This window comes from Streptomyces griseofuscus (genome assembly GCF_014673495.1).
In the GTDB taxonomy this organism is placed as follows: Bacteria; Actinomycetota; Actinomycetes; order Streptomycetales; family Streptomycetaceae; genus Streptomyces; species Streptomyces murinus.
This window is the reverse complement of record NZ_CP051006.1, coordinates 2,627,814-2,653,912: the sequence shown is the minus strand read 5'-3', so window position 1 is coordinate 2,653,912 and position 26,099 is coordinate 2,627,814. Positions and strand designations below refer to the sequence as shown.

General features: G+C 66.9%; 13 protein-coding genes, 1 tRNA gene and 3 rRNA genes. 14 read left to right on the top strand and 3 right to left on the bottom strand.

All coding sequences use genetic code 11. From position 1 onward, the window contains the following. Nucleotides 1-147: 147 nt before the first annotated feature. From rpsO to HEP81_RS11505, 5 genes are all read left to right on the top strand, one after another. Nucleotides 148-435 (top strand): 30S ribosomal protein S15, encoded by a 288-nt coding sequence (rpsO, locus tag HEP81_RS11525; RefSeq protein ID WP_030177470.1) that lies wholly within the window; start codon nucleotides 148-150, stop codon nucleotides 433-435. Nucleotides 436-772: 337 nt separating this feature from the next. Then, the gene (locus tag HEP81_RS11520; protein WP_037654422.1) at nucleotides 773-2,989 is read left to right on the top strand and encodes a polyribonucleotide nucleotidyltransferase; all 2,217 of its coding nucleotides are present in this window, start codon (nucleotides 773-775) and stop codon (nucleotides 2,987-2,989) included. Next, complete coding sequence (locus tag HEP81_RS11515) at nucleotides 2,986-4,365, top strand: M16 family metallopeptidase (protein ID WP_037654420.1); 1,380 nt, start codon at nucleotides 2,986-2,988, stop codon at nucleotides 4,363-4,365. The genes HEP81_RS11520 and HEP81_RS11515 overlap by 4 nt, the downstream gene beginning before the upstream one ends. A 72-nt stretch (nucleotides 4,366-4,437) precedes the next feature. Then, nucleotides 4,438-5,190, top strand: coding sequence for a 4-hydroxy-tetrahydrodipicolinate reductase (dapB, locus tag HEP81_RS11510; RefSeq protein WP_037654419.1), 753 nt, complete (start codon nucleotides 4,438-4,440; stop codon nucleotides 5,188-5,190). 14 nt (nucleotides 5,191-5,204) lie between these two features. Further along, on the top strand, nucleotides 5,205-5,660 hold the full coding sequence (locus HEP81_RS11505; protein ID WP_037654417.1) for a membrane protein: 456 nt from the start codon (nucleotides 5,205-5,207) through the stop codon (nucleotides 5,658-5,660). A gap of 151 nt (nucleotides 5,661-5,811) precedes the next feature. Here the strand turns inward: HEP81_RS11505 and HEP81_RS11500 are convergent, their stop codons facing one another. Both HEP81_RS11500 and HEP81_RS11495 read right to left on the bottom strand, forming a co-directional pair. Next, complete coding sequence (locus tag HEP81_RS11500; RefSeq protein ID WP_037654416.1) at nucleotides 5,812-6,360, bottom strand: membrane protein; 549 nt, start codon at nucleotides 6,358-6,360, stop codon at nucleotides 5,812-5,814. 90 nt (nucleotides 6,361-6,450) lie between these two features. After that, a complete protein-coding gene (locus HEP81_RS11495) occupies nucleotides 6,451-6,687 on the bottom strand; it encodes a hypothetical protein (protein WP_037654415.1) in 237 nt (78 codons plus the stop codon). A 178-nt stretch (nucleotides 6,688-6,865) separates the two neighbouring features. Between HEP81_RS11495 and thyX the strand changes: the two genes are divergently transcribed. The 8 genes from thyX (at nucleotide 6,866) to HEP81_RS11455 (ending at nucleotide 17,158) form a co-directional block, all read left to right on the top strand. Continuing rightward, nucleotides 6,866-7,615, top strand: coding sequence for an FAD-dependent thymidylate synthase (thyX, locus tag HEP81_RS11490; protein WP_037654413.1), 750 nt, complete (start codon nucleotides 6,866-6,868; stop codon nucleotides 7,613-7,615). 224 nt (nucleotides 7,616-7,839) lie between these two features. After that, complete coding sequence (dapA, locus tag HEP81_RS11485) at nucleotides 7,840-8,739, top strand: 4-hydroxy-tetrahydrodipicolinate synthase (RefSeq protein ID WP_037654412.1); 900 nt, start codon at nucleotides 7,840-7,842, stop codon at nucleotides 8,737-8,739. Nucleotides 8,740-8,934: 195 nt separating this feature from the next. Next, nucleotides 8,935-10,620 (top strand): ribonuclease J, encoded by a 1,686-nt coding sequence (locus HEP81_RS11480; RefSeq protein ID WP_037654410.1) that lies wholly within the window; start codon nucleotides 8,935-8,937, stop codon nucleotides 10,618-10,620. Nucleotides 10,621-11,107: 487 nt separating this feature from the next. Continuing rightward, a 16S ribosomal RNA gene (locus tag HEP81_RS11475) occupies nucleotides 11,108-12,632 on the top strand. A 283-nt stretch (nucleotides 12,633-12,915) separates the two neighbouring features. Continuing rightward, a 23S ribosomal RNA gene (locus HEP81_RS11470) occupies nucleotides 12,916-16,037 on the top strand. 70 nt (nucleotides 16,038-16,107) lie between these two features. After that, a 5S ribosomal RNA gene (gene rrf, locus HEP81_RS11465) occupies nucleotides 16,108-16,224 on the top strand. Together the 16S, 23S and 5S rRNA genes form the textbook arrangement of a ribosomal RNA operon. A 114-nt stretch (nucleotides 16,225-16,338) precedes the next feature. Beyond that, complete coding sequence (locus HEP81_RS11460) at nucleotides 16,339-17,001, top strand: DegT/DnrJ/EryC1/StrS family aminotransferase (protein WP_037662299.1); 663 nt, start codon at nucleotides 16,339-16,341, stop codon at nucleotides 16,999-17,001. Between the two features lie 84 nt (nucleotides 17,002-17,085). Next, nucleotides 17,086-17,158: transfer RNA gene (locus tag HEP81_RS11455), tRNA-Thr, on the top strand. Between the two features lie 72 nt (nucleotides 17,159-17,230). On the opposite strand, the gene HEP81_RS11450 is transcribed toward HEP81_RS11455, so the two are convergent. Then, the gene (locus HEP81_RS11450; protein ID WP_037662297.1) at nucleotides 17,231-19,993 is read right to left on the bottom strand and encodes a SpoIIE family protein phosphatase; all 2,763 of its coding nucleotides are present in this window, start codon (nucleotides 19,991-19,993) and stop codon (nucleotides 17,231-17,233) included. A gap of 409 nt (nucleotides 19,994-20,402) precedes the next feature. Here HEP81_RS11450 and HEP81_RS11445 point away from each other — a divergent pair, with 409 nt between their 5' ends. Beyond that, nucleotides 20,403-25,862 (top strand): HAMP domain-containing protein, encoded by a 5,460-nt coding sequence (locus tag HEP81_RS11445; protein WP_106980060.1) that lies wholly within the window; start codon nucleotides 20,403-20,405, stop codon nucleotides 25,860-25,862. Nucleotides 25,863-26,099: the final 237 nt, after the last annotated feature.

Here is a 26,099-nt window from a genome sequence, read left to right as displayed (position 1 = left end):
TGAGTGACGGCCGTTCGTGTACGCACCCCCGGAGCCTCACGCCCTGGAGGCCGCGCGCAGCGGATCCCCGCCTTCCGAGTCACGGAAGCTCCCCCGAGATGTAGACCGGGGGCACTCGGTGGCCTCAACAGACTATGAGGAGTACGCGTGTCGCTCGACGCCGCTACGAAGAAGCAGATCATCGGCGAGTTCGGTACCAAGGAGGGTGACACCGGCTCCCCCGAGGTCCAGGTCGCTCTGCTGTCCCGTCGGATCTCCGACCTGACCGAGCACCTCAAGACCCACAAGCACGACCACCACAGCCGTCGTGGCCTGCTGATCCTGGTCGGTCAGCGCCGTCGCCTGCTGCAGTACCTGGCGAAGAAGGACATCCAGCGCTTCCGCGCGCTGGTCGACCGCCTCGGCATCCGCCGCGGTGCGGCCGGCGCCAAGTAAAGACGCCGTGAGGGGAGCGGTTCCCGGCAGGACTCGGGAGCCGCTCCCTTTGCTGTACGTGCGGAAACGTGCGCGGTGTCACTCACGCTTTGTAGTGTGGTAGCACACCGCAGAACGCAAGACGCAAGACGCGGAACACAAGAACGCAGTACGCACGACACACATGAGGAGAAGCGCACCACGCCGCCGCCGGTCCTCGGTAGTGGCCCCCGGGGGAAGCGAACCCCGGGTGCTTCGATCGAAGACCGGCCCGCACCAGGCGCGCTTCTCCACCACCGTCCCCCTGCCACACGGGCAGGCCAGGGACAAAAGACGATAAGTAACGGAGAAAACGCTAGTGGAGAACGAGACCCACTACGCCGAGGCAGTCATCGACAATGGCGCCTTCGGTACCCGCACCATCCGCTTCGAGACGGGCCGCCTGGCCAAGCAGGCCGCCGGCTCCGCCGTGGCGTACCTGGACGACGACACCATGGTGCTGTCGGCCACCACCGCCTCCAAGAACCCCAAGGACCAGCTCGACTTCTTCCCCCTCACGGTGGACGTCGAGGAGCGGATGTACGCCGCCGGCAAGATCCCCGGCAGCTTCTTCCGCCGCGAGGGCCGGCCGAGCGAGGACGCGATCCTCACCTGCCGCCTGATCGACCGCCCGCTGCGCCCGTCCTTCAAGAAGGGCCTGCGCAACGAGATCCAGGTCGTCGCCACGATCATGGCGCTCAACCCCGACCACCTGTACGACGTCGTGGCGATCAACGCCGCCTCCGCGTCCACGCAGCTGGCCGGTCTGCCCTTCTCCGGCCCGATCGGCGGCGTCCGCGTCGCGCTGATCCGCGGCCAGTGGGTCGCCTTCCCGACGCACACCGAGCTCGAGGACGCCGTCTTCGACATGGTCGTCGCGGGCCGCGCCCTGGAGGACGGCGACGTCGCGATCATGATGGTCGAGGCCGAGGCCACCGACAAGACCATCAAGCTGGTCGAGGGCGGCGCCGAGGCGCCCACCGAGGAGGTCGTCGCCGCCGGTCTGGACGCCGCGAAGCCCTTCATCAAGGTCCTGTGCCGCGCGCAGGCCGACCTCGCCGCGAAGGCCGCCAAGCCGACCGGTGAGTTCCCGGTCTTCCTGGACTACCAGGACGACGTCTTCGAGGCCCTGACGGCCGCCGTCCGCCCCGAGCTGGCCCAGGCGCTCACCATCGCCGGCAAGCAGGAGCGCGAGGCCGAGCTGGACCGCGTCAAGGCGCTCGCCGCCGAGAAGCTCCTGCCGGAGTTCGAAGGCCGTGAGAAGGAGATCTCCGCCGCGTACCGCTCGCTCACCAAGCAGCTGGTCCGCGAGCGCGTGATCAAGGAGAAGAAGCGCATCGACGGCCGCGGTGTCACCGACATCCGCACGCTGGCGGCCGAGGTCGAGGCCATCCCGCGGGTCCACGGTTCCGCGCTGTTCGAGCGTGGCGAGACCCAGATCCTGGGCGTCACCACCCTCAACATGCTCCGCATGGAGCAGCAGCTGGACACCCTCTCCCCGGTGACCCGCAAGCGCTACATGCACAACTACAACTTCCCGCCGTACTCCGTCGGCGAGACCGGCCGCGTCGGCTCCCCCAAGCGCCGCGAGATCGGCCACGGCGCCCTCGCCGAGCGCGCCCTGGTGCCGGTGCTGCCGACGCGTGAGGAGTTCCCCTACGCGATCCGCCAGGTGTCCGAGGCCCTCGGCTCCAACGGCTCGACGTCCATGGGCTCCGTCTGCGCCTCCACCATGTCGCTGCTGAACGCCGGTGTGCCCCTGAAGGCCCCGGTCGCCGGTATCGCCATGGGCCTGATCTCCCAGGAGATCAACGGCGAGACCCACTACGTCGCCCTCACCGACATCCTCGGTGCGGAGGACGCCTTCGGCGACATGGACTTCAAGGTCGCCGGCACCAAGGAGTTCGTGACCGCCCTCCAGCTCGACACCAAGCTGGACGGCATCCCGGCCTCCGTCCTGGCCGCGGCCCTCAAGCAGGCCCGCGACGCCCGTCTCCACATCCTCGACGTGATGATGGAGGCCATCGACCGGCCCGACGAGATGTCCCCGAACGCTCCGCGGATCATCACCGTCAAGATCCCGGTCGACAAGATCGGTGAGGTCATCGGCCCGAAGGGCAAGATGATCAACCAGATCCAGGAGGACACCGGCGCCGAGATCACGATCGAGGACGACGGCACCATCTACATCGGTGCCGCCGACGGCCCGGCCGCCGAGGCCGCCCGTGCCACGATCAACGGCATCGCCAACCCGACGATGCCCGAGGTCGGCGAGCGCTACCTGGGTACGGTCGTGAAGACGACCACCTTCGGCGCGTTCGTCTCCCTGCTGCCCGGCAAGGACGGTCTGCTGCACATCTCGCAGATCCGCAAGCTGGCCGGCGGCAAGCGCGTGGAGAACGTCGAGGACGTCCTCGGCGTTGGCCACAAGGTCCAGGTCGAGATCGCCGAGATCGACTCCCGAGGCAAGCTGTCCCTCATCCCCGTGATCGAGGGCGAGGACGGCGACGAGGCGAAGGACGACGCCGAGCAGTGACGTCCCGTGGCTCCAAGGTGACGGCCCGCCCCTCTTCGGAGGCGCGGGCCGTCGCCCGTACCCAAACGCTCATCAAGGGCACCGGCGGCATCGGCACCGTCCGCAAGACCACCCTCCCCGGGGGCCTGCGTGTCGTCACCGAGACCCTGCCCTCCGTCCGCTCCGCGACCTTCGGCATCTGGGCCCACGTCGGCTCCCGTGACGAGACCCCGTCCCTGAACGGCGCCACGCACTACCTGGAGCACCTGCTCTTCAAGCGCACCGGGCGCCGCTCCGCGCTGGACATCTCCGCCGCGATCGACGCCGTCGGCGGCGAGATGAACGCGTTCACGGCCAAGGAGTACACGTGCTACTACGCACGCGTGCTCGACACCGACCTGCCGCTGGCCATCGACGTCGTCTGCGACATGCTGACCGGCTCGCTCATCGTCGAGGAGGACGTCGACGTCGAACGCGGCGCGATCCTCGAAGAGATCGCGATGACCGAGGACGACCCCGGCGACTGCGTGCACGACCTGTTCGCGCACACCATGTTCGGCGACAACGCCCTCGGCCGCCCCGTCCTCGGCACCGTCGACACCGTCAACGCCCTGACCGCCGACCGGATCCGACGCTTCTACAAGAAGCACTACGACCCGACCCACCTCGTGGTCGCCTGCGCCGGCAACGTCGACCACGACAAGGTCGTACGCCAGGTCCGCGCGGCCTTCGAGAAGGCGGGCGCGCTGAAGAACCCGGACGCGCAGCCCATCGCCCCGCGCGACGGCAGCCGTACGATCCGCACCTTCGGCAAGGTCGAACTGCTCGGCCGCAAGACCGAGCAGGCCCATGTCGTCCTCGGCATGCCGGGCCTCGCCCGCACCGACGACCGCCGCTGGGCCATGGGCGTCCTCAACACCGCCCTCGGCGGCGGGATGTCCTCGCGGCTCTTCCAGGAGGTCCGGGAGAAGCGCGGACTGGCCTACAGCGTGTACTCGTACACCTCAGGCTTCGCCGACTGCGGTCTGTTCGGCGTCTACGCCGGCTGCCGTCCCAGCCAGGTGCACGACGTGCTGCGGATCTGCCGCGACGAACTCGACAAGGTCGCCACCGACGGGCTGACCGACGACGAGATCGCCCGCGCCATCGGCCAGTTGCGCGGTTCCACCGTGCTCGGCCTGGAGGACACCGGCGCGCTGATGAACCGCATCGGCAAGAGCGAGCTGTGCTGGGGCGAGCAGATGTCCGTGGACGACATGCTGGCGAAGATAGCCGCGGTCACCCCGGACGAGGTCCGCGCGGTCGCCCGCGACATCCTGGGCAGGCGCCCGTCGCTGTCGGTCATCGGCCCGCTCAAGGACAAACAGGCCGCGCGACTGCACGACGTCGTCGCCTGACCCCCGCCCCGCCGTCACCGGACGGCACATCGACAAGTCGGCAAGCCGGCAAGGATCGGTAAGGAAGCGAAGATGAGCAAGCTGCGCGTGGCGGTCCTCGGGGCCAAGGGCCGGATCGGGTCCGAGGCCGTCAAGGCGGTGGAGGCCGCCGAGGACATGGAGCTGGTGGCCGCTCTCGGCCGCGGCGACAAGCTGGAGACGCTGGCGGAGACCGGCGCCCAGGTCGCCGTCGAACTGACCACTCCCGCCTCGGTCATGGGCAATCTCGACTTCTGCGTGCGCCACGGCATCCACGCGGTCGTCGGGACGACCGGCTGGACCGAGGACCGCCTCGCACAGCTGAGGGGCTGGCTCGACCAGTCCCCTCGGACCGGTGTGCTCATCGCCCCGAACTTCTCCATCGGGGCCGTGCTGACCATGAAGTTCGCGCAGCTTGCCGCGCCCTACTTCGAATCGGTCGAGGTGGTCGAGCTGCACCACCCCAACAAGGTCGACGCGCCGTCCGGTACGGCCACGCGCACGGCGCAGCTCATCGCCGAGGCCCGCCGCGCGGCCGGCACCGCGCCGGCCCCGGACGCCACGGTCACCGCGCTCGACGGTGCCCGCGGCGCCGACGTGGACGGCGTCCCCGTGCACGCCGTACGGCTGCGCGGTCTCCTGGCCCACCAGGAGGTGCTGCTCGGCGCCGAGGGCGAGACCCTCACCATCCGCCACGACTCCCTGCACCACAGCAGCTTCATGCCGGGCATCCTGCTCGGCGCGCGCCGCGTGGTCACCACTCCGGGCCTGACCTTCGGCCTCGAGCACTTCCTCGACCTGAGCTGAGAACAGTCCCTGCCATGCGCGCGAAGATCAATTACCTCATCACGGCCGCCGTCCTGGTCTTCTACTTCGTCCTGGTCGGCAGCCGCGGTGTGCTGCTCATAGAGACCGGCACGGTCCTCACCGTGACCTTCGGGATCGCGGTGCTGATCCTGCCGGTCATCGGATTGTGGTTCCTGTGGAAGAACACCCAGTTCGTCCGCCGGGCCAACCAGCTCGCCGCCGAACTCGACGCGGAGGGGGGCCTGCCCGTGGACGAGCTCAAGCGCACGGCGGGCGGCCGTATCGACCGCGACTCGGCGGACGAGGTCTTCGCCAGGCGCAAGGCCGAGACGGAGTCCTCCCCGAACGACTGGCGCTGCTGGTTCCGCCTGGCGGTCGCCTACCACGACGCCCGCGATACGCCCCGGGCACGCAAGGCGATGCAACGGGCGATCGCGCTGCACGCGGGCCGTACACCGGCCGACGCCTGACCCTGCGGGGCATCGGCCGGGGGTCACTTGGCTGCGGGCAGTCGTGCCGCTGAGGGCGGCACGGGTGGGCGCAGGCGGCACCCGGCCAGCGCCGTTAAGCGACCCGACCCCCGCCCAGCCGCAGCACAGGGCACCCGATCAGTACCGAGCCTCAGCGGCAGCGTTCCGCCGCCCACGCCTCCAGTACGTCCGCCGCACGATCGAACGCCGCCGGCCGATTGAGAAAGTCCAGTGAGGCCGTCGTGAGCAGCGGCACCGCGTCCCCCGGTCGCTCCGCGGGGACCCGCACCAGCGCCTGTCCCTGAACGGTCCTCGGCAGCCCCAGCCACCGCACCGGCTGCTGCACCGTCCGCACGGACCCCAGCCGCGCCCACGGCACCGTCCGCGTCATCAGGAACCCGACCTGCCGCACGCCCCGGGGACTCACCCACACGCCCATCCGCAGCAGCCGCAGCGCCCCGGCGATCACCACCAGAGCGATGCCGAGCACGACGACCGCGGACGAGGCCGACCCGGTCAACGCGATCAGCACCGCCGCGAACAGCACGAACGACGCCACCATCAGCACCAGCGCCGCCACCCCCACCCGCCAGGGGCCGGGACGGTAGGGGCGCCGCCAGCGGTCCCGGTCGTCGTACGGCAGTGCGCTCTCGGAGGCCGCCTCGAAGGTACGGTCGGCCGTCAGGAAGGGCAGGGGCACGGCGGTTCCTCACTCGGTCCTCGCGGGGGCTGTGCCCGGTGAGGCTATCCGTCCGCTTGGCCGCTCACCAGCCCGGAGCCGCCGTAAGGGTCAGTGCCCCTCGGACGCCCGGGACTGCGGCGCCGGCGGATCCGCGGGAGTGGACAGCGACGGCATGCCGATGATCAGCGCGCCGACCAGTCCGGCCACGACCGTCAGCCCCAGCAACCAGCGCCCGGCCATCTCACCGAAGGACGCTCGGCGGCGCGGCGGGGGAGTCACATTGCTGCGGAACGTGTCGCCCTCGGCGAGGAAGGCGAAGGGTACGGGCTCGCGCCGGCGGGACATCGCGGTTGCCACTCCTTTCCCGATTCGGGGTCGAACGTGCGGGTCTCACCGGTACAGACGATCGAGTACCGCAAAAGGTGCCCATGTCCGAAAAAATCCTCGGCACGTCTTTCGGGGGTGAGGTCCGGCTCCGGCCCCGGCGGGTGCCCCCGTAAGGTGGGCGCGAACCACCGAAGTGATGGGAAGGACCCCAACCCCCGTGACCACCCCCGAGTCGCTCACGTTCCGCAGCGATGTCACCGTCGAGCTGGTGAAGTCCAGCGCTTCGGACGCCGACGTCCTCTTCGCCGCCCGCGTCTCCACCGCAGGCGAGCAGTCCCTGGACGAGCTGAAGAAGGACCCCGAGCGCTCCAAGGGCCTGATCAACTACTTGATGCGCGACCGGCACGGCAGCCCGTTCGAGCACAACTCGATGACCTTCTTCATCAGCGCCCCGATCTTCGTCTTCCGCGAGTTCATGCGGCACCGCGTGGGCTGGTCCTACAACGAGGAGTCCGGCCGCTACCGCGAGCTGGAGCCCGTCTTCTACGTCCCCGACACCGCCCGCAAGCTCGTGCAGCAGGGGCGCCCCGGCAAGTACGTCTTCGTCGAGGGCACCCCGGAGCAGCACTCCGCCGTCAAGGGCGCCCTGGAGACGTCGTACGAGCAGTCGTACGCCGCCTACCAGCAGCTTCTCGCCGAGGGTGTCGCCCGTGAGGTCGCCCGCTCGGTGCTCCCCGTGGGCCTGTACTCCTCGATGTACGCCACCTGCAACGCGCGCTCCCTGATGCACTTCCTCGGCCTGCGCACCCAGCACGAGCTGGCCAAGGTGCCGTCCTTCCCGCAGCGGGAGATCGAGATGGTGGGCGAGAAGATGGAGGCGGAGTGGGCGAAGCTCATGCCGCTGACGTACGCCGCGTACAACGCGAACGGCCGCGTCGCGCCGTGACGGGACCCCCGTACGGGGCGCCGTTCCGTCGCGCGGAACGGATGTACGGGTCAGCCTCCTGAAGTGTCCGTATTGCGGCATTTAGAGAAGTTCATCTAGCCTGATCAAACGGACCCGGCACTGCCTGAACCCCCGAGCAGGCAGTGCCGGGTTCCACTTTTGTCCTGACTTGCCCGGACCCCCAAGGGCAGACCGCACAGAGCGCACCGAGTAGCGTGTTACCCATGGCTCCGACCTCGACTCCGCAGACCCCCTTCGGGCGGGTCCTCACCGCCATGGTCACGCCCTTCACGGCGGACGGCGCACTCGACCTCGACGGCGCGCAGCGGCTCGCCGCCCACCTGGTGGACGCAGGCAACGACGGCCTGATCGTCAACGGCACCACCGGCGAGTCCCCCACCACCAGCGACGCGGAGAAATCGGACCTCGTACGAGCCGTCCTGGAAGCGGTCGGCGACCGCGCCCATGTCGTGGCCGGGGTCGGCACCAACGACACCCACCACAGCATCGAGCTGGCCCGGCAGGCCGAGCGCATCGGCGTCCACGGCCTCCTGGTCGTCACGCCGTACTACAACAAGCCCCCGCAGGAGGGCCTGTACCGGCACTTCACGGCCGTCGCCGACGCGACCGGCCTGCCGAACATGCTCTACGACATCCCCGGCCGCAGCGGCGTCCCGATCAACACCGAGACGCTCGTCCGGCTCGCCGAGCACCCCCGGATCGTCGCCAACAAGGACGCCAAGGGCGACCTCGGCCGCGCCAGCTGGGCCATCGCCCAGTCCGGCCTCGCCTGGTACTCCGGCGACGACATGCTGAACCTGCCCCTGCTGTCCGTGGGCGCGGTCGGCTTCGTCTCGGTCGTCGGCCACCTGGTCACCCCGGACCTGCGGGCCCTGGTCGACGCGTACACCTCGGGTGACGTCGTCAAGGCCACCGAGATCCACCAGAAGCTGCTCCCGGTCTACACCGGCATGTTCCGCACCCAGGGCGTCATGACCACCAAGGCCGCGCTCGACCTGCTGGGACTGCCCGGCGGCCCGCTGCGCTCGCCCATGGTGGAGTGTTCGCCCGAGGAGATCGCCCAGCTCAAGATCGATCTTGCCGCCGGCGGGGTACAGCTCTAGCAACAGACTTCAGCACCACCCGGGCCCCCGCGGTCCAGAAGCTCCCGGAAGCCTCCGGGGCTTCACAACTGAAGACACCACAACCGAATACGCGGGCCACCGGTCCCGCATTCCACAACGACAACTGCTTCGCACGAACGTCATGCGCGCCACGTGCCCTACCGGTACGTGGCGCGTGTGGTTGAGGAGAGTCTTTTGAGTCATCCGCATCCTGAACTCGGCCCGCCCCCGCCGCTCCCCGAGGGCGGCCTGAGGGTCACCCCGCTCGGCGGTCTCGGCGAGATCGGCCGCAACATGACGGTCTTCGAGTACGGCGGCCGTCTGCTGATCGTCGACTGCGGTGTGCTCTTCCCCGAGGAGGAGCAGCCCGGGATCGACCTGATCCTGCCCGACTTCTCGTCCATCCGGGACCGCCTCGACGACATCGAGGGCATCGTCCTCACCCATGGCCACGAGGACCACATCGGCGGCGTCCCCTTCCTGCTCCGCGAGAAGCCGGACATCCCGCTGATCGGCTCCAAGCTGACCCTCGCGCTGATCGAGGCCAAGCTCCAGGAGCACCGCATCCGGCCGTACACGCTGGAGGTGGCCGAGGGGAACCGCGAGCGCGTCGGCCCCTTCGACTGCGAGTTCATCGCCGTCAACCACTCCATCCCGGACGCCCTGGCCGTCGCCATCCGCACCCCCGCGGGCATGGTGGTGCACACCGGCGACTTCAAGATGGACCAGCTGCCGCTGGACAACCGGCTCACCGACCTGCACGCGTTCGCGCGGCTCAGCGAGGAGGGCATCGACCTCCTGCTGACCGACTCCACGAACGCCGAGGTCCCCGGCTTCACCCCGCACGAGCGGGACATCTCCAGCGTGCTGCGCACGGTCTTCGCCGGCGCCCGCAAGCGGATCATCGTGGCGAGCTTCGCCAGCCATGTCCACCGCATCCAGCAGATCCTGGACGCGGCGCACGAGTACGGCCGCCGGGTCGCCTTCGTCGGCCGCTCCATGGTCCGCAACATGGGCATCGCCCGTGACCTCGGCTACCTGAAGGTCCCGCCGGGCCTGGTGGTCGACGTCAAGACGCTGGACGACCTGCCCGACCACGAGGTGGTCCTGGTCTGCACGGGCTCCCAGGGCGAGCCGATGGCGGCGCTGTCCCGGATGGCCAACCGCGACCACCAGATCCGCATCGTCGACGGCGACACGGTCATCCTGGCCTCCTCGCTGATCCCCGGTAACGAGAACGCGGTCTACCGCGTGATCAACGGCCTGACCCGCTGGGGCGCCAACGTCGTCCACAAGGGCAACGCCAAGGTGCACGTCTCCGGTCACGCCTCCGCGGGCGAGCTGCTGTACTTCTACAACATCTGCCGCCCGAAGAACCTGATGCCGGTGCACGGCGAATGGCGCCATCTGCGCGCCAACGCCGAGCTGGGCGCGCTCACGGGCGTCCCGCACGACCGGATCGTCATCGCCGAGGACGGCGTGGTGGTGGACCTGGTCGAGGGCAAGGCCAAGATCTCCGGCAAGGTCCAGGCCGGCTACGTCTACGTCGACGGGCTCTCCGTCGGCGATGTGGGCGAGCCCGCGCTCAAGGACCGCAAGATCCTCGGTGACGAGGGCATCATCTCGGTCTTCGTGGTCGTGGACTCCTCCACCGGCAAGATCACCGGGGGCCCGCACATCCAGGCCCGCGGCTCCGGCATCGAGGACTCGGTCTTCACCGAGGTCGTCCCGAAGATCAACGAGGTCCTGGAGCGTTCCGCCCAGGACGGCGTCGTGGAGCCCCACCAGCTCCAGCAGCTGATCCGCCGCACGCTCGGCAAGTGGGTCTCGGACAACTACCGCCGCAGGCCGATGATCCTGCCTGTGGTCGTGGAGGTCTGACGACCCGTCGGCTCGTGCCGGGAGCGGGGCGCCTCGATTTGCATCGGGGCGCCCCGCTCCAGTACGTTTACGACCTCGCCCGGTTGGGAACCCCAGCACTTCACGTGCTGGACAAGGTGCCCAGGACCGGGAGGGAAATCCGACTCAGAACTTCTGATAAAGTCGGAACCGCCGGAAAGGGAAACGCGAAAGCGGAAACCTGGAAAGCGCCGAGGAAATCGGATCGAGAAAAGATCTGATAGAGTCGGAAACACCGAAGGGAAGCCCGGAGGAAAGCCCGAGAGGGTGAGTACAAAGGAAGCGACCGTTCCTTGAGAACTCAACAGCGTGCCAAAAGTCAACGCCAGATATGTTGATACCCCGTCTCCGGTCATCACGACCGGGACGTGGTTCCTTTGAAATAAACACAGCGAGGACGCTGTGAACGGTCGGACTATTCCTCCGACCGTTCCGCTCTTCAGTTTGTGCACCGGATTACCGGTAAACATTCACGGAGAGTTTGATCCTGGCTCAGGACGAACGCTGGCGGCGTGCTTAACACATGCAAGTCGAACGATGAAGCCCTTCGGGGTGGATTAGTGGCGAACGGGTGAGTAACACGTGGGCAATCTGCCCTGCACTCTGGGACAAGCCCTGGAAACGGGGTCTAATACCGGATATGACCATCTTGGGCATCCTTGATGGTGTAAAGCTCCGGCGGTGCAGGATGAGCCCGCGGCCTATCAGCTTGTTGGTGAGGTAATGGCTCACCAAGGCGACGACGGGTAGCCGGCCTGAGAGGGCGACCGGCCACACTGGGACTGAGACACGGCCCAGACTCCTACGGGAGGCAGCAGTGGGGAATATTGCACAATGGGCGAAAGCCTGATGCAGCGACGCCGCGTGAGGGATGACGGCCTTCGGGTTGTAAACCTCTTTCAGCAGGGAAGAAGCGAAAGTGACGGTACCTGCAGAAGAAGCGCCGGCTAACTACGTGCCAGCAGCCGCGGTAATACGTAGGGCGCAAGCGTTGTCCGGAATTATTGGGCGTAAAGAGCTCGTAGGCGGCTTGTCACGTCGATTGTGAAAGCTCGGGGCTTAACCCCGAGTCTGCAGTCGATACGGGCTAGCTAGAGTGTGGTAGGGGAGATCGGAATTCCTGGTGTAGCGGTGAAATGCGCAGATATCAGGAGGAACACCGGTGGCGAAGGCGGATCTCTGGGCCATTACTGACGCTGAGGAGCGAAAGCGTGGGGAGCGAACAGGATTAGATACCCTGGTAGTCCACGCCGTAAACGGTGGGAACTAGGTGTTGGCGACATTCCACGTCGTCGGTGCCGCAGCTAACGCATTAAGTTCCCCGCCTGGGGAGTACGGCCGCAAGGCTAAAACTCAAAGGAATTGACGGGGGCCCGCACAAGCGGCGGAGCATGTGGCTTAATTCGACGCAACGCGAAGAACCTTACCAAGGCTTGACATACACCGGAAAGCATTAGAGATAGTGCCCCCCTTGTGGTCGGTGTACAGGTGGTGCATGGCTGTCGTCAGCTCGTGTCGTGAGATGTTGGGTTAAGTCCCGCAACGAGCGCAACCCTTGTCCCGTGTTGCCAGCAGGCCCTTGTGGTGCTGGGGACTCACGGGAGACCGCCGGGGTCAACTCGGAGGAAGGTGGGGACGACGTCAAGTCATCATGCCCCTTATGTCTTGGGCTGCACACGTGCTACAATGGCCGGTACAATGAGCTGCGATACCGTGAGGTGGAGCGAATCTCAAAAAGCCGGTCTCAGTTCGGATTGGGGTCTGCAACTCGACCCCATGAAGTCGGAGTCGCTAGTAATCGCAGATCAGCATTGCTGCGGTGAATACGTTCCCGGGCCTTGTACACACCGCCCGTCACGTCACGAAAGTCGGTAACACCCGAAGCCGGTGGCCCAACCCCTTGTGGGAGGGAGCTGTCGAAGGTGGGACCAGCGATTGGGACGAAGTCGTAACAAGGTAGCCGTACCGGAAGGTGCGGCTGGATCACCTCCTTTCTAAGGAGCACATAGCCGACTGCAAGCAAATGTCTTGCACGGTTGCTCATGGGTGGAACGTTGACTACTCGGCCGGATTATTCGGGTCGGGGGCTTGCCAGTACTGCTCTTCGGAGCGTGGAACGCATGATCCCCGGACGGATTCTGGCCGGGCACGCTGTTGGGTGTCTGAGGGAATGATCTTCCTTCAGTTACCGGCCCCAGTGCACTCACCAGTTTGGCTGGTGGGGTGATGGGTGGCTGGTCGTTGTTTGAGAACTGCACAGTGGACGCGAGCATCTGTGGCCAAGTTTTTAAGGGCGCACGGTGGATGCCTTGGCACCAGGAACCGATGAAGGACGTGGGAGGCCACGATAGTCCCCGGGGAGTCGTCAACCAGGCTTTGATCCGGGGGTTTCCGAATGGGGAAACCCGGCAGTCGTCATGGGCTGTCACCCGCTGCTGAACACATAGGCAGTGTGGAGGGAACGAGGGGAAGTGAAACATCTCAGTACCCTCAGGAAGAGAAAACAACCGTGATTCCGGGAGTAGTGGCGAGCGAAACCGGATGAGGCCAAACCGTATGCGTGTGAGACCCGGCAGGGGTTGCGTGTGCGGGGTTGTGGGATCTCTCTTCTACGGTCTGCCGGCCGTAGGGCGAGTTATAAACCGTTGATGTAGACGAAGGACATGCGAAAGGTCCGGCGTAGAGGGTAAGACCCCCGTAGTCGAAATGTCAGCGGCTTGCTTGAGAGACACCCAAGTAGCACGGGGCCCGAGAAATCCCGTGTGAATCTGGCGGGACCACCCGCTAAGCCTAAATATTCCCTGGTGACCGATAGCGGATAGTACCGTGAGGGAATGGTGAAAAGTACCCCGGGAGGGGAGTGAAATAGTACCTGAAACCGTGTGCCTACAAGCCGTGGGAGCGTCGGAAACACTTCGGTGTTTCTCGTGACTGCGTGCCTTTTGAAGAATGAGCCTGCGAGTTTGCGGTGTGTTGCGAGGTTAACCCGTGTGGGGAAGCCGTAGCGAAAGCGAGTCCGAACAGGGCGATTTTAGTAGCACGCTCAAGACCCGAAGCGGAGTGATCTAGCCATGGGCAGGTTGAAGCGGAGGTAAGACTTCGTGGAGGACCGAACCCACCAGGGTTGAAAACCTGGGGGATGACCTGTGGTTAGGGGTGAAAGGCCAATCAAACTCCGTGATAGCTGGTTCTCCCCGAAATGCATTTAGGTGCAGCGTCGTGTGTTTCTTGCCGGAGGTAGAGCACTGGATAGGCGATGGGCCCTACCGGGTTACTGACCTTAGCCAAACTCCGAATGCCGGTAAGTGAGAGCACGGCAGTGAGACTGTGGGGGATAAGCTCCATGGTCGAGAGGGAAACAGCCCAGAGCATCGACTAAGGCCCCTAAGCGTACGCTAAGTGGGAAAGGATGTGGAGTCGCACAGACAACCAGGAGGTTGGCTTAGAAGCAGCCACCCTTGAAAGAGTGCGTAATAGCTCACTGGTCTAGTGATTCCGCGCCGACAATGTAGCGGGGCTCAAGCGTACCGCCGAAGTCGTGTCATTGCAGCAATAGCCCCAACGGGTGCTGTGATGGGTAGGGGAGCGTCGTCTGCCGGGTGAAGCAGCACCGGAAGGTAGTTGTGGACGGTTGACGAGTGAGAATGCAGGCATGAGTAGCGATACACACGTGAGAAACGTGTGCGCCGATTGACTAAGGGTTCCTGGGTCAAGCTGATCTGCCCAGGGTAAGTCGGGACCTAAGGCGAGGCCGACAGGCGTAGTCGATGGATAACCGGTTGATATTCCGGTACCCGCTGTGAAGCGTCAAACATCGAGCATCGTGATGCTAAGGCCGTGAAGCCGCCCTGATCTCTTCGGAGTTGAGGGGAGTGGTGGAGCCGCTGAACCAAGCGGTTAGTAGGTGAGTGATGGGGTGACGCAGGAAGGTAGTCCATCCCGGGCGGTGGTTGTCCCGGGGTAAGGGTGTAGCCCGAGTGGTAGGTAAATCCGCCACTCATATAAGGGTGAGACCTGATGCCGAGCCGATTGTGGTGAAGTGGATGATCCTATGCTGTCGAGAAAAGCCTCTAGCGAGTTTCATGGCGGCCCGTACCCTAAACCGACTCAGGTGGTCAGGTAGAGAATACCGAGGCGTTCGGGTGAACTATGGTTAAGGAACTCGGCAAAATGCCCCCGTAACTTCGGGAGAAGGGGGGCCACACCTAGTGAGAACACTTGCTGTTCGAGCTGGGGGTGGCCGCAGAGACCAGCGAGAAGCGACTGTTTACTAAAAACACAGGTCCGTGCGAAGCCGTAAGGCGATGTATACGGACTGACGCCTGCCCGGTGCTGGAACGTTAAGGGGACCGGTTAGCTCCATTTCGGTGGGGCGAAGCTGAGAACTTAAGCGCCAGTAAACGGCGGTGGTAACTATAACCATCCTAAGGTAGCGAAATTCCTTGTCGGGTAAGTTCCGACCTGCACGAATGGCGTAACGACTTCTCGACTGTCTCAACCATAGGCCCGGTGAAATTGCACTACGAGTAAAGATGCTCGTTTCGCGCAGCAGGACGGAAAGACCCCGGGACCTTTACTACAGTTTGATATTGGTGTTCGGTTCGGCTTGTGTAGGATAGCTGGGAGACTTTGAAGCTCATACGCCAGTGTGGGTGGAGTCGTCGTTGAAATACCAGTCTGGTCGTGCTGGATGTCTAACCTGGGTCCGTGATCCGGATCAGGGACAGTGTCTGATGGGTAGTTTAACTGGGGCGGTTGCCTCCTAAAGGGTAACGGAGGCGCCCAAAGGTTCCCTCAGCCTGGTTGGTAATCAGGTGTTGAGTGTAAGTGCACAAGGGAGCTTGACTGTGAGACCGACGGGTCGAGCAGGGACGAAAGTCGGGACTAGTGATCCGGCGGTGGCTTGTGGAAGCGCCGTCGCTCAACGGATAAAAGGTACCCCGGGGATAACAGGCTGATCTTCCCCAAGAGTCCATATCGACGGGATGGTTTGGCACCTCGATGTCGGCTCGTCGCATCCTGGGGCTGGAGTCGGTCCCAAGGGTTGGGCTGTTCGCCCATTAAAGCGGTACGCGAGCTGGGTTTAGAACGTCGTGAGACAGTTCGGTCCCTATCCGCTGTGCGCGTAGGAGTCTTGAGAAGGGCTGTCCCTAGTACGAGAGGACCGGGACGGACGAACCTCTGGTGTGCCAGTTGTTCTGCCAAGGGCATGGCTGGTTGGCTACGTTCGGGAGGGATAACCGCTGAAAGCATCTAAGCGGGAAGCCTGCTTCGAGATGAGGACTCCCACCCACTTGATGGGGTAAGGCTCCCAGTAGACGACTGGGTTGATAGGCCGGATCTGGAAGCCAGGTAACTGGTGGAGGTGACCGGTACTAATAGGCCGAGGGCTTGTCCTCAGTTGCTCGCGTCCACTGTGTTGGTTCTGAAACCACGAACAACCATTGCTGGTTGATAGTTTCATAGTGTTTCGGTGGTTATAGCGTTAGGGAAACGCCCGGTTACATTCCGAACCCGGAAGCTAAGCCTTTCAGCGCCGATGGTACTGCAGGGGGGACCCTGTGGGAGAGTAGGACGCCGCCGAACAATTTTTCAAAAGGTCGGATCCTGAACTTCGGTTCAGGGTCCGACCTTTTTTTGTTCCGCGTAACGTGTCGTTCACCCTGCGCGCAGAGCATCCCGTACATGGGAACCTCCGCAATGCTCAGGGCGGCCGGCGTCGGAGTCGGTGACGAGGTAGTCGTACCGGCCTTCGGGAACGTCGAGGTCGCCGAGGCAGTGACCCTGGCCGGCGCGCTCCCCGTGTTCGCCGACATAGACCCCGTGACCTACTGTCTGGACCCCGAGGCGGTCGAGGCGGCCGTAACCGCCCGCACCGCGGCCGTCGTTGTCGTCCACCGCTTCGGCCGGCGGGCCGACATCGGACGGCTGCACGCCCTGGGGCAGCGGCACGAGCTGCTGATCCTGGAGCAGGGCGAGTCCGAGGTGCCCTATGACGAGACGGCGCAACGGCGGGAGCGGGCAGCCTACTTGGACACCAAGCTGAAGGGTGTGCGGACCCCGGACGGCGGGGACGGACACACCTACCAGCAGTACGTGGTGCGGGTGCCCGGCAACGGCCGGCCGGACCGGGACGCCTTCGCACGCGCCCTGCGGGCCAAGGGAGTCGACTGCCGGGTACCGGTGAAGACGCCCGTGCACCGGCTGCCGGAGTTCCGCCGGTGCGTGTCCCTGCCGCAGACCGAACGGGCCGCCGACGAGACGCTCGCGCTGCCCGTCGACGCCTCGCTGACCAAGCGGGAGATGCAGCGTGTGGCCGCGGCCTGCAACGCCCTCGGTGGACTGCTCCAGCCCGCCTTCTGACCGGCTCCCGAACGAGTTTGGGAAGTCGGGCCGGTTCGGGGTACAGTTTCTTTGTCGCCGCGAGGGAAACCTCGAAAACGACAGGCCCCTATAGCTCAGTCGGTAGAGCGTCTCCATGGTAAGGAGAAGGTCAACGGTTCGATTCCGTTTGGGGGCTCAGCAATAAAGACCCCACCCTTTCGGGTGGGGTCTTTTTCGTGTGCCCGGGGCGGCCGCAAGCCGCCCCGGCTCAGCCCTCGTTGTGGTGGAGACCCGGAACCCGCATCGCCAGAATGGCCATGTCGTCGGACGGGGCGTCGGAAGCGAAGCGTTCCACCGCGCGCATGATGCGGGCGGCGACCGCACCCGCCGTCAGCCCCGTGCAGGTGGTGAGGACGTCCGCGAGGCCGTCGTCGCCCAGCATGCGGGAGCCCTCGCGGCGCTCGGTGACGCCGTCCGTGACGCAGAGCAGCACATCGCCGGGATCGAGGGTGACCCGCTCCTCGTACAGCTCCAGGTCCTCGATGACGCCCAGCAGGGGCTGCGGTTCGGCGGCCGGGGTGACCGTGCCGTCCTGGCGCAGGCGCAGCGGCAGCGGGTGGCCGGCGCAGACCACCTTCAGCTCGGCGCTGCCGTCCGGCTGGGGCCGCAGCTCGCCGTAAAGGAGCGTCAGGAACCGGCTGCGGTCGCCCTCGTCGAGAATGGCCGAGTTCAGCCGTTCCAGAACCGCGGGGCCGCTGAGTCCCTCGCGGGCCAGCAGGCGCAGGGCGTGCCGGGCGAGGCCGGTGACCGCGGCCGCGTTGGGTCCCGTACCGCAGACGTCACCGATGGCGAAGCCGTAGGCGCCGTTGCCGATGGGGAAGAGGTCGTAGAAGTCGCCGCCCACCTCATTGCCCTCGCCGGCCGCGCGGTAGATGACCTCCACCTCGACGCCGTCGATGTGCGGGGTGCCGGGCGGCAGCAGGCTGCGCTGGAGGGCCTGGCTGATGGCCGTGCGCTCCGAGTACAGACGGGCGTTGTCCAGGGCGAGGGCGGCCCGGCGGGACAGGTCCTCGGCCAGTTCCAGGATCTCCTGGCGGAAGTGTTCGTCGGTGGGCTTGCCGAGGACCAGCATGCCGATGACCCGGTTGCGGGCGACGAGCGGCAGGACGACCGTTTCGCCACCGACCGCGGAGGCCGTGGCGAGGGTCGGGCCGATGCCCGCGGTGATCCGGTGCGTGGGCCCGTCGGCCAGGCCCAGGGTGCGCATGGAGGTGCGCAGGGCGGCCTGGTGGGCGACCTCGCCCGGGGCCGTCCACACGCGCGCGCCGGGCGTGGGCACCGGGTCCGGCGGGGCGATCTTCGACAGCAACGACTTGATGCCGTCGATGAGTTCCTCGTCCTCGTGCAGCACGTACGACAGATACGGGTCCGAGGCCTGGTCGGCGATGGTGTAGACGGCGCACCAGGTGGCCAGGGTGGGCACCGTCATCTGGGCCATGAGGGCCAGCGTCTGGTCGCGGTCCAGGGTGCCGGCCAGCAGGTCGGAGGCCTCGACCAGGAAGCTCAGGGAGCCGCGCCGCAGCCGCTCCAGCTCGCCGAGGCGCGCCGACTCCACGGCCAGGGCGATGCGGTCGGCGGCGAACTGGAGGCGCAGCGCCTCCTCGTTGGAGTACCGGCCCGACGCCTCCGCGGCGACGCCGAGGGAGCCGGTGAGGCGGCCCTCGACCTTCAGCGGGACGGTGACGACCGAGCGCATGCCGGTGCCGCCGAGCAGCGGGACGGCGCCGGGGACGGCGTTGAGGTCGTCATGGACGGCGGGCATGCGCGCGGAGCCGTAGCGGCCGGGACCGGCCTCCACGGGGACGCGGGCGAAGCGCTGGCGGGCGGAGGGCAGCCCGGTGGAGGCGCGGACCTCCAGCTCGGTCTCGTCGTCGGTGGCCAGCAGCAGGAACGCGGAGTCGCCGTCGAGCATGTCGCGGGCGCGTTCCACGGTGCGCTGGAGCAGGCCGTCGAGGTCGTCGGGGGCGGGGGAGCCGATGAAGACCTCGAAGGGGTCGGTGCTCTGGCCGTCCTGTGCGGTGTTCTGGTCGCCGGCCGGGACCCGGGTGGGTGTCTGGAGTACGGCGCGTTCGTGGTCGCGCACCAGCAGGCACACGGTGGAGGGCTCGCCGCCGGTGTCACGGACCCGCAGGTGGGAGGCGTACACCTGGACGACGCGGCCGTCGGCGCCGCGGATGCCGTAGCTGCCCTCCCAGCGGGAGAGCTGGAGGGCCTCGGCGACGCCGGTGCTGGTGCCCGGGGTGTGCGGCCAGGCGGCGAGTTCGGTCAGCGGCCTGCCGACGGCCTGCGCGGCGGGGTGGCCGAAGAGTTCCTCCGCGTCCTCGTTCCAGGAGGTGACGGTGCCCTTGCGGTCGACCTGGAGGACGGCGACGCGGACCCGGCCGTCGGCCACCGGCAGCAGGTCGACGGGGAGGGCGGGTCCCGCGGTGCGGGTGCCGACCGGTCGTTCGGGCAGGTTGAGCTGGAACCAGACGTGCTTGTGGGTCGGCGTGTAGTCGACGCCCCAGCGGCTGGCCAGGGCCGCGCAGAGCTGGAGGCCGCGGCCGCCCTCGCGGTCGGGGCTGGCCATCGGGCTGGCGGAGTCCTGGAGTGGTACCTCACGCTCGGGGTACTGGTCGGAGACCTCGATGCGCACCCCGTCCTCGGTGCGCAGGCAGAGCACCTCCGCGTGGGTGCCGGCGTGCACGACCGCGTTGGTCACCAGTTCGCTCGTGAGTACGACGGCGTCGTCGACGATGTCGGCGAAGCCCCAGCCCTGGAGTGTGTCGCGGACGAAGGACCGGGCGGTCGCCACGGATCGTCCGACGGGCTCGAAACTGGCGGCCGCGCGCGCGGTGATCACAGAACTCCTCGGCCGGTTGTCGGCGGGCAGGGCGGACGGGCCGGCCGGGTCGAGCCGCTGCTGCGGCATCGGCGCGTCGGTCGGCCGCTGTTCCGGGGGCTGTGCCCCCGGGATCAGTCCGGTGGTCATGGTCTGCGGCCGCCCCTCCGATGCCCGCTCGTACTGGTGCCACCGCCCAGGCCGGACGGGACCGGTGCGGCTGGACAGCCGGATGCAAGGTTACTTACCTTCGCCGTCCGAGCGGGTGCCGGTCGCCGGTGTTTACCCCCCAGGGTGTGCGGACGATGTGCGAAGCTGCCGAACTGTTATGGCCTGGTTCGGGCAGGGTGAAACACTGGGCAAGCTTCTGATGAAGGTCGGGTCGCGCCGCGTGTGTTCCGTGAACGGCGGGCAGCAGCCCTTGGTGTGGCCGGATCTCATCTGGCAGAAATACGCAGCAGTAACCGGTACGCGGAAGTAACCGGTATGCCGAAGACCGGTATGCCGGACGGAAGCGTCCCGCTAGGGCAGTAAGGGTCGATTCCCCGGGAGGGACACAGTGGAGTCTGGCGCAGCGACGCGTGGCACGAAGACGCGCGCGAAGGGCGGACCGTCCCTGGGCAGGAGTGGCGGCACCACCGAGGTGGACACCGCTGCCCTGAACCGGCTGCTGGCGGCCCTTGTGTCGATGCGTGACGGGAACTTCCGCAAACGGCTGACGGTCTCCGGCGACGGCGTGATCTCGGAGATCGCGGCGGTCTTCAACGAGGTGGCCGACCGCAATCTGCATCTGACCGGCGAGCTGGCCCGGGTGCGGCGCATGGTCGGCCGTGAGGGAAAACTCACGGAGCGGCTGGAGACGGGGGCCTGCGAGGGCTCCTGGGCGACGGCGATCGACCACTCCAACGCGCTGGTGGACGATCTCGTACGACCGGTCTCCGAGGTCGGCCGGGTGCTGACCGCGGTCGCGGAGGGCGATCTGTCGCCGCGCATGGAGCTGCGGACACAGGCGCCGGACGGCGGCACCGGGCATCCGCTGCGGGGCGAGTTCCTGAAGGTCGGCCGTACCGTCAACAATCTGGTCGACCAGTTGTCGACGTTCACCGACGAGGTCACCCGGGTGGCCAGCGAGGTCGGCACCGAGGGCAAGCTCGGCGGGCAGGCCCGGGTGCGGGGCATGTCGGGTTCCTGGAAGGACCTGACGGAGTCCGTCAACACGATGGCGGACCGGCTCACCGCGCAGGTGCGGGACATCGCCCTGGTGACGACGGCGGTCGCCAAGGGTGATCTGTCGCGCAAGGTGACCGTGCATGTCGCGGGCGAGATGCTGGAGCTGAAGAACACCGTCAACACGATGGTGGACCAGCTTTCGGCCTTCTCCTCGGAGGTCACGCGAGTGGCCCGGGAGGTGGGCACCGAGGGCATTCTCGGCGGTCGCGCGCAGGTGCCCGAGGTGGCCGGCGTGTGGAAGGAACTGACCGACTCCGTCAACACGATGGCGGGCAACCTGACCGCCCAGGTGCGCGGGATCTCGCAGGTCACCACGGCGGTGGCGAACGGTGATCTGTCGCAGAAGGTGACGGTGCAGGCGCGCGGCGAGGTGGCGCAGCTCGCCGAGACGATCAACCAGATGACCGAGACGCTGCGGATCTTCGCGGACGAGGTCACACGTGTGGCCAACGAGGTCGGCGCGGAGGGGCGGCTCGGCGGTCAGGCGAACGTGCCGGGCGCGGCCGGTACCTGGAAGGACCTGACGGATTCGGTCAACACGGTGTTCCGGAACCTGACGACCCAGGTGCGGGACATCGCCGCCGTGACGACCGCGGTGGCCAACGGCGATCTGTCGCAGAAGGTCACGGTGGACGTGGCCGGCGAGATGCTGGAGTTGAAGAACACCGTCAACGGGATGGTGGACCAGCTGTCGTCCTTCGGTGCCGAGGTGACGCGGGTCGCGCGGGAGATCGGGGTCGAGGGCGAGCTGGGCGGCCAGGCGCAGGTGCCGGGCGCGGCGGGGACGTGGAAGGACCTGACGGACTCCGTCAACACCGCCTTCCGAAACCTCACCGGCCAGGTGCGCAATATCGCCCAGGTGACGACGGCGGTGGCCAACGGCGATCTGTCGCAGAAGGTCACCGTGGACGTCTCCGGCGAGATGCTGAAGCTGAAGAACACCGTGAACACGATGGTGGACCAGCTGTCGAGCTTCGCCGACCAGGTCACGCGGATGGCGCGGGATGTGGGCACCGAGGGCCGGCTCGGCGGTCAGGCCCAGGTGGACGGCGTGTCGGGCACCTGGAAGGAGCTGACGGACTCCGTCAACTTCATGGCCGGAAACCTCACGTCCCAGGTGCGCAATATCGCCCAGGTGACGACGGCGGTGGCCAACGGCGATCTGTCGCAGAAGATCGACGTGGACGCGCGCGGCGAGATCCTGGAGCTCAAGAACACGATCAACACCATGGTCGATCAGCTGTCCGCCTTCGCCGACCAGGTGACCCGGGTGGCCCGGGACGTGGGTACGGAGGGCCGGCTGGGCGGTCAGGCGCAGGTGCCCGGTGTCGCCGGGGTGTGGCGGGACCTGACGGACTCGGTGAACGGCATGGCCGGGAACCTGACGGCCCAGGTGCGCAACATCGCGCAGGTCGCCACCGCGGTGGCGGGTGGTGACCTCTCCCAGAAGATCACCGTGGACGCGCGCGGGGAGATCCTGGAGCTGAAGAACACCCTGAACACGATGGTGGACCAGCTGTCGTCGTTCGCCCAGGAGGTCACCAGGGTGGCCCGTGAGGTGGGTACGGAGGGCATCCTCGGCGGTCAGGCCGAGGTGCAGGGGGTCTCCGGCACCTGGAAGGACCTCACGCAGTCGGTGAACTTCATGGCGAACAACCTGACGATCCAGGTGCGCAACATCGCCGAGGTCACGACCGCGGTCGCCAAGGGCGATCTGTCGAAGAAGATCACGGTGGACGCCAAGGGCGAGATCCTGGAGCTGGTCACGACCGTCAACACCATGGTCGTACAGCTGTCGTCGTTCGCCGAGCAGGTGACCCGGGTGGCCCGCGAGGTGGGTACCGAGGGCATGCTCGGCGGCCAGGCGCACGTGCCGGGTGTCACGGGCATCTGGAAGGACCTGAGCAACAACGTCAACCTGATGGCCAACAACCTGACCATGCAGGTGCGCAACATCTCCCAGGTGGCCTCGGCGGTCGCCAACGGCGATCTGACGCGGCAGGTGACGATCGAGGCGAGCGGTGAGGTCGCGCAGCTCGCCGACACCATCAACACGATGGTCAAGACGCTGAGTTCGTTCGCCGACCAGGTCACCAAGGTGGCCCGCGAGGTGGGCACGGACGGCATCCTGGGCGGCCAGGCGCATGTGCCGGGCGTGGCGGGCACCTGGAAGGACCTCACCGAGTCGGTGAACCAGATGGCGTCCAACCTGACCGGTCAGGTGCGCAACATCGCGATGGTCACCACGGCGATCGCCAAGGGCGATCTGACCAAGAAGATCGACATCGACGCCCGGGGCGAGATCCTGGAGCTGAAGACGACGATCAACACGATGGTCGACCAGCTGTCCAGCTTCGCCGAGGAGGTCACCCGGGTGGCCCGCGAGGTGGGCACCGAGGGCCAGCTGGGCGGGCAGGCGCGGGTGCGGGACGTGGACGGCACCTGGCGGGACCTGACGGAGTCGGTGAACGAGATGGCCGGGAACCTGACCCGGCAGGTGCGCGCCATCGCGCGGGTGGCGACCGCGGTGACCCGCGGCGACCTGAACCTGAAGATCGACGTCGACGCGTCCGGCGAGATCCAGGAACTCCAGGACTACATCAACAAGATGATCGCGAACCTGCGCGACACCACGATCGCCAACAAGGAGCAGGACTGGCTCAAGGGCAACCTGGCCCGCATCTCCGCGCTCATGCAGGGCCGCCGCGACCTCCAGGACGTGGCCTCGCTGATCATGAGCGAGCTGACGCCGGTGGTCTCCGCGCAGCACGGCGCGTTCTTCCTGGCGATGTCGCGCATGGAGGGCAAGGACGCCGGTGACGGCAAGGATGCCTACGAGCTGCGCATGCTGGGCTCGTACGGCTACTCGATGGGCTCCATGCCGACGTCGTTCCGGCCCGGTGAGGCGCTGGTCGGCACGGCCGCCCAGGAGAAGCGCACCATTCTGGTCTCGGACGCGCCGAGCGGCTATCTGAAGATCTCCTCCGGGCTCGGCGAGGCCCCGCCCGCGCAGGTGATCGTACTGCCGGTGCTGTTCGAGGACACCGTGCTCGGGGTGATCGAACTGGCCTCCTTCACGCCGTTCACGCAGATCCAGAAGGACTTCCTGAACCAGATCGCCGAGGTGATCGCGACCAGCGTCAACACCATCTCGGTCAACACCAAGACCGAGCAGCTGCTGGAGCAGTCGCAGGAGCTGACCGAGCAACTGCGCGAGCGGTCCGCGGAGCTGGAGAACCGGCAGAAGGCGCTCCAGGACTCCAACGCCGAACTGGAGGAGAAGGCCGAGCTGCTGGCCCGGCAGAACCGGGACATCGAGGTGAAGAACACCGAGATCGAGGAGGCGCGGCAGGTCCTGGAGGAGCGCGCCGAGCAACTCGCGGTGTCCATGCGCTACAAGAGCGAGTTCCTGGCCAACATGTCGCACGAGCTGCGCACGCCGCTGAACTCGCTGCTGATCCTGGCCAAGCTGCTCGCCGACAACGCCGAGGGCAATCTGTCGCCCAAGCAGGTCGAGTTCGCCGAGACCATCCACGGCGCGGGTTCCGATCTGCTCCAGCTGATCAACGACATCCTGGACCTCGCGAAGGTCGAGGCGGGCAAGATGGACGTCTCGCCGACCCGGATCGCGCTCGTCCAGCTCGTGGACTACGTGGAGGCCACCTTCCGGCCGCTGACCGCGGAGAAGGGCCTGGACCTGTCGGTGCGGGTCTCCCCGGAGCTGCCCGCGACCCTGCACACCGACGAGCAGCGGCTGCTCCAGGTGCTGCGCAATCTGCTGTCCAACGCGGTGAAGTTCACCGATTCCGGGTCGGTGGAGCTGGTCATCCGGCCGGCGGGCGCGGATGTGCCGCAGAACATCCGGGAGCAGTTGCTGGAGGCCGGGTCGCTCACCGATCCGGACGGCGAGCTGATCGCGTTCTCGGTGACGGACACCGGCATCGGGATCGCGGCCAGCAAGATGCGGGTGATCTTCGAGGCGTTCAAGCAGGCGGACGGCACCACCAGCCGCAAGTACGGCGGCACGGGCCTCGGTCTGTCGATCTCACGGGAGATCGCGCAGCTGCTCGGCGGTGAGATCCACGCGCAGAGCGAACCGGGCCGCGGCTCCACGTTCACGCTGTACCTGCCGCTGTACCCGAGCGAGCTGCCGCCGCAGGGCTACCAGCAGTCGGTGGTCCCGCTGGAGGCCGGGGACCTGGCGGCCGCCGCGGCGGAGCAGGCCTCGCAGCTGTCCACCCCCGAGATCGAGACGCCGGCCGAGGTCAAGTCGTACCTGGAGATGCAGAACGGGCCCGCGGCGCTCTTCCGGCGCCGCAGGCGGAGCCTTCCGCAGGGCGAGCAGCGCGCGGAGCAGTGGGCGGCGGCCCCCGGGCAGGACGACGCGCCGCAGTCCGCGCGCGGGGTGCGTTTCGGCGGGCAGAAGGTGCTGATCGTCGACGACGACATCCGCAATGTCTTCGCGCTCACCAGCGTCCTTGAGCAGCACGGCCTTTCGGTGCTGTACGCCGAGAACGGCCGCGAGGGCATCGAGGTCCTGGAGCAGCACGACGACGTGGCGGTCGTCCTGATGGACATCATGATGCCGGAGATGGACGGCTACGCGACGACCACGGCGATCCGCAGGATGCCGCAGTTCGCCGGGCTGCCGATCATCGCGCTGACCGCGAAGGCGATGAAGGGCGACCGGGAGAAGGCGATCGAGGCGGGCGCCTCCGACTACGTGACCAAGCCGGTGGACTCGGACCATCTGCTGGGCGTGCTCCAGCAGTGGATGGGGGGGAAGTGACGGGATCGGCCGACCATGGTGTGAACACCCGGGGAACCCCCGGCCGGTGCGCGGAGTTGTGCGCTTAAGGTGGTTGGGGACGTGTGGGAACGTGGGGTTCCGGGAACCATCCGGGCTCCCGCCGCGTTTCCGCTGTGTGCACGGTGACATCGCGGTGACAGGGTGTGGCGACAAGCGGGGTGCGGCTACGATGACCGGCACAAGGACGGGCGGCGAAAGGGAGTCGTCCCCTGGGGC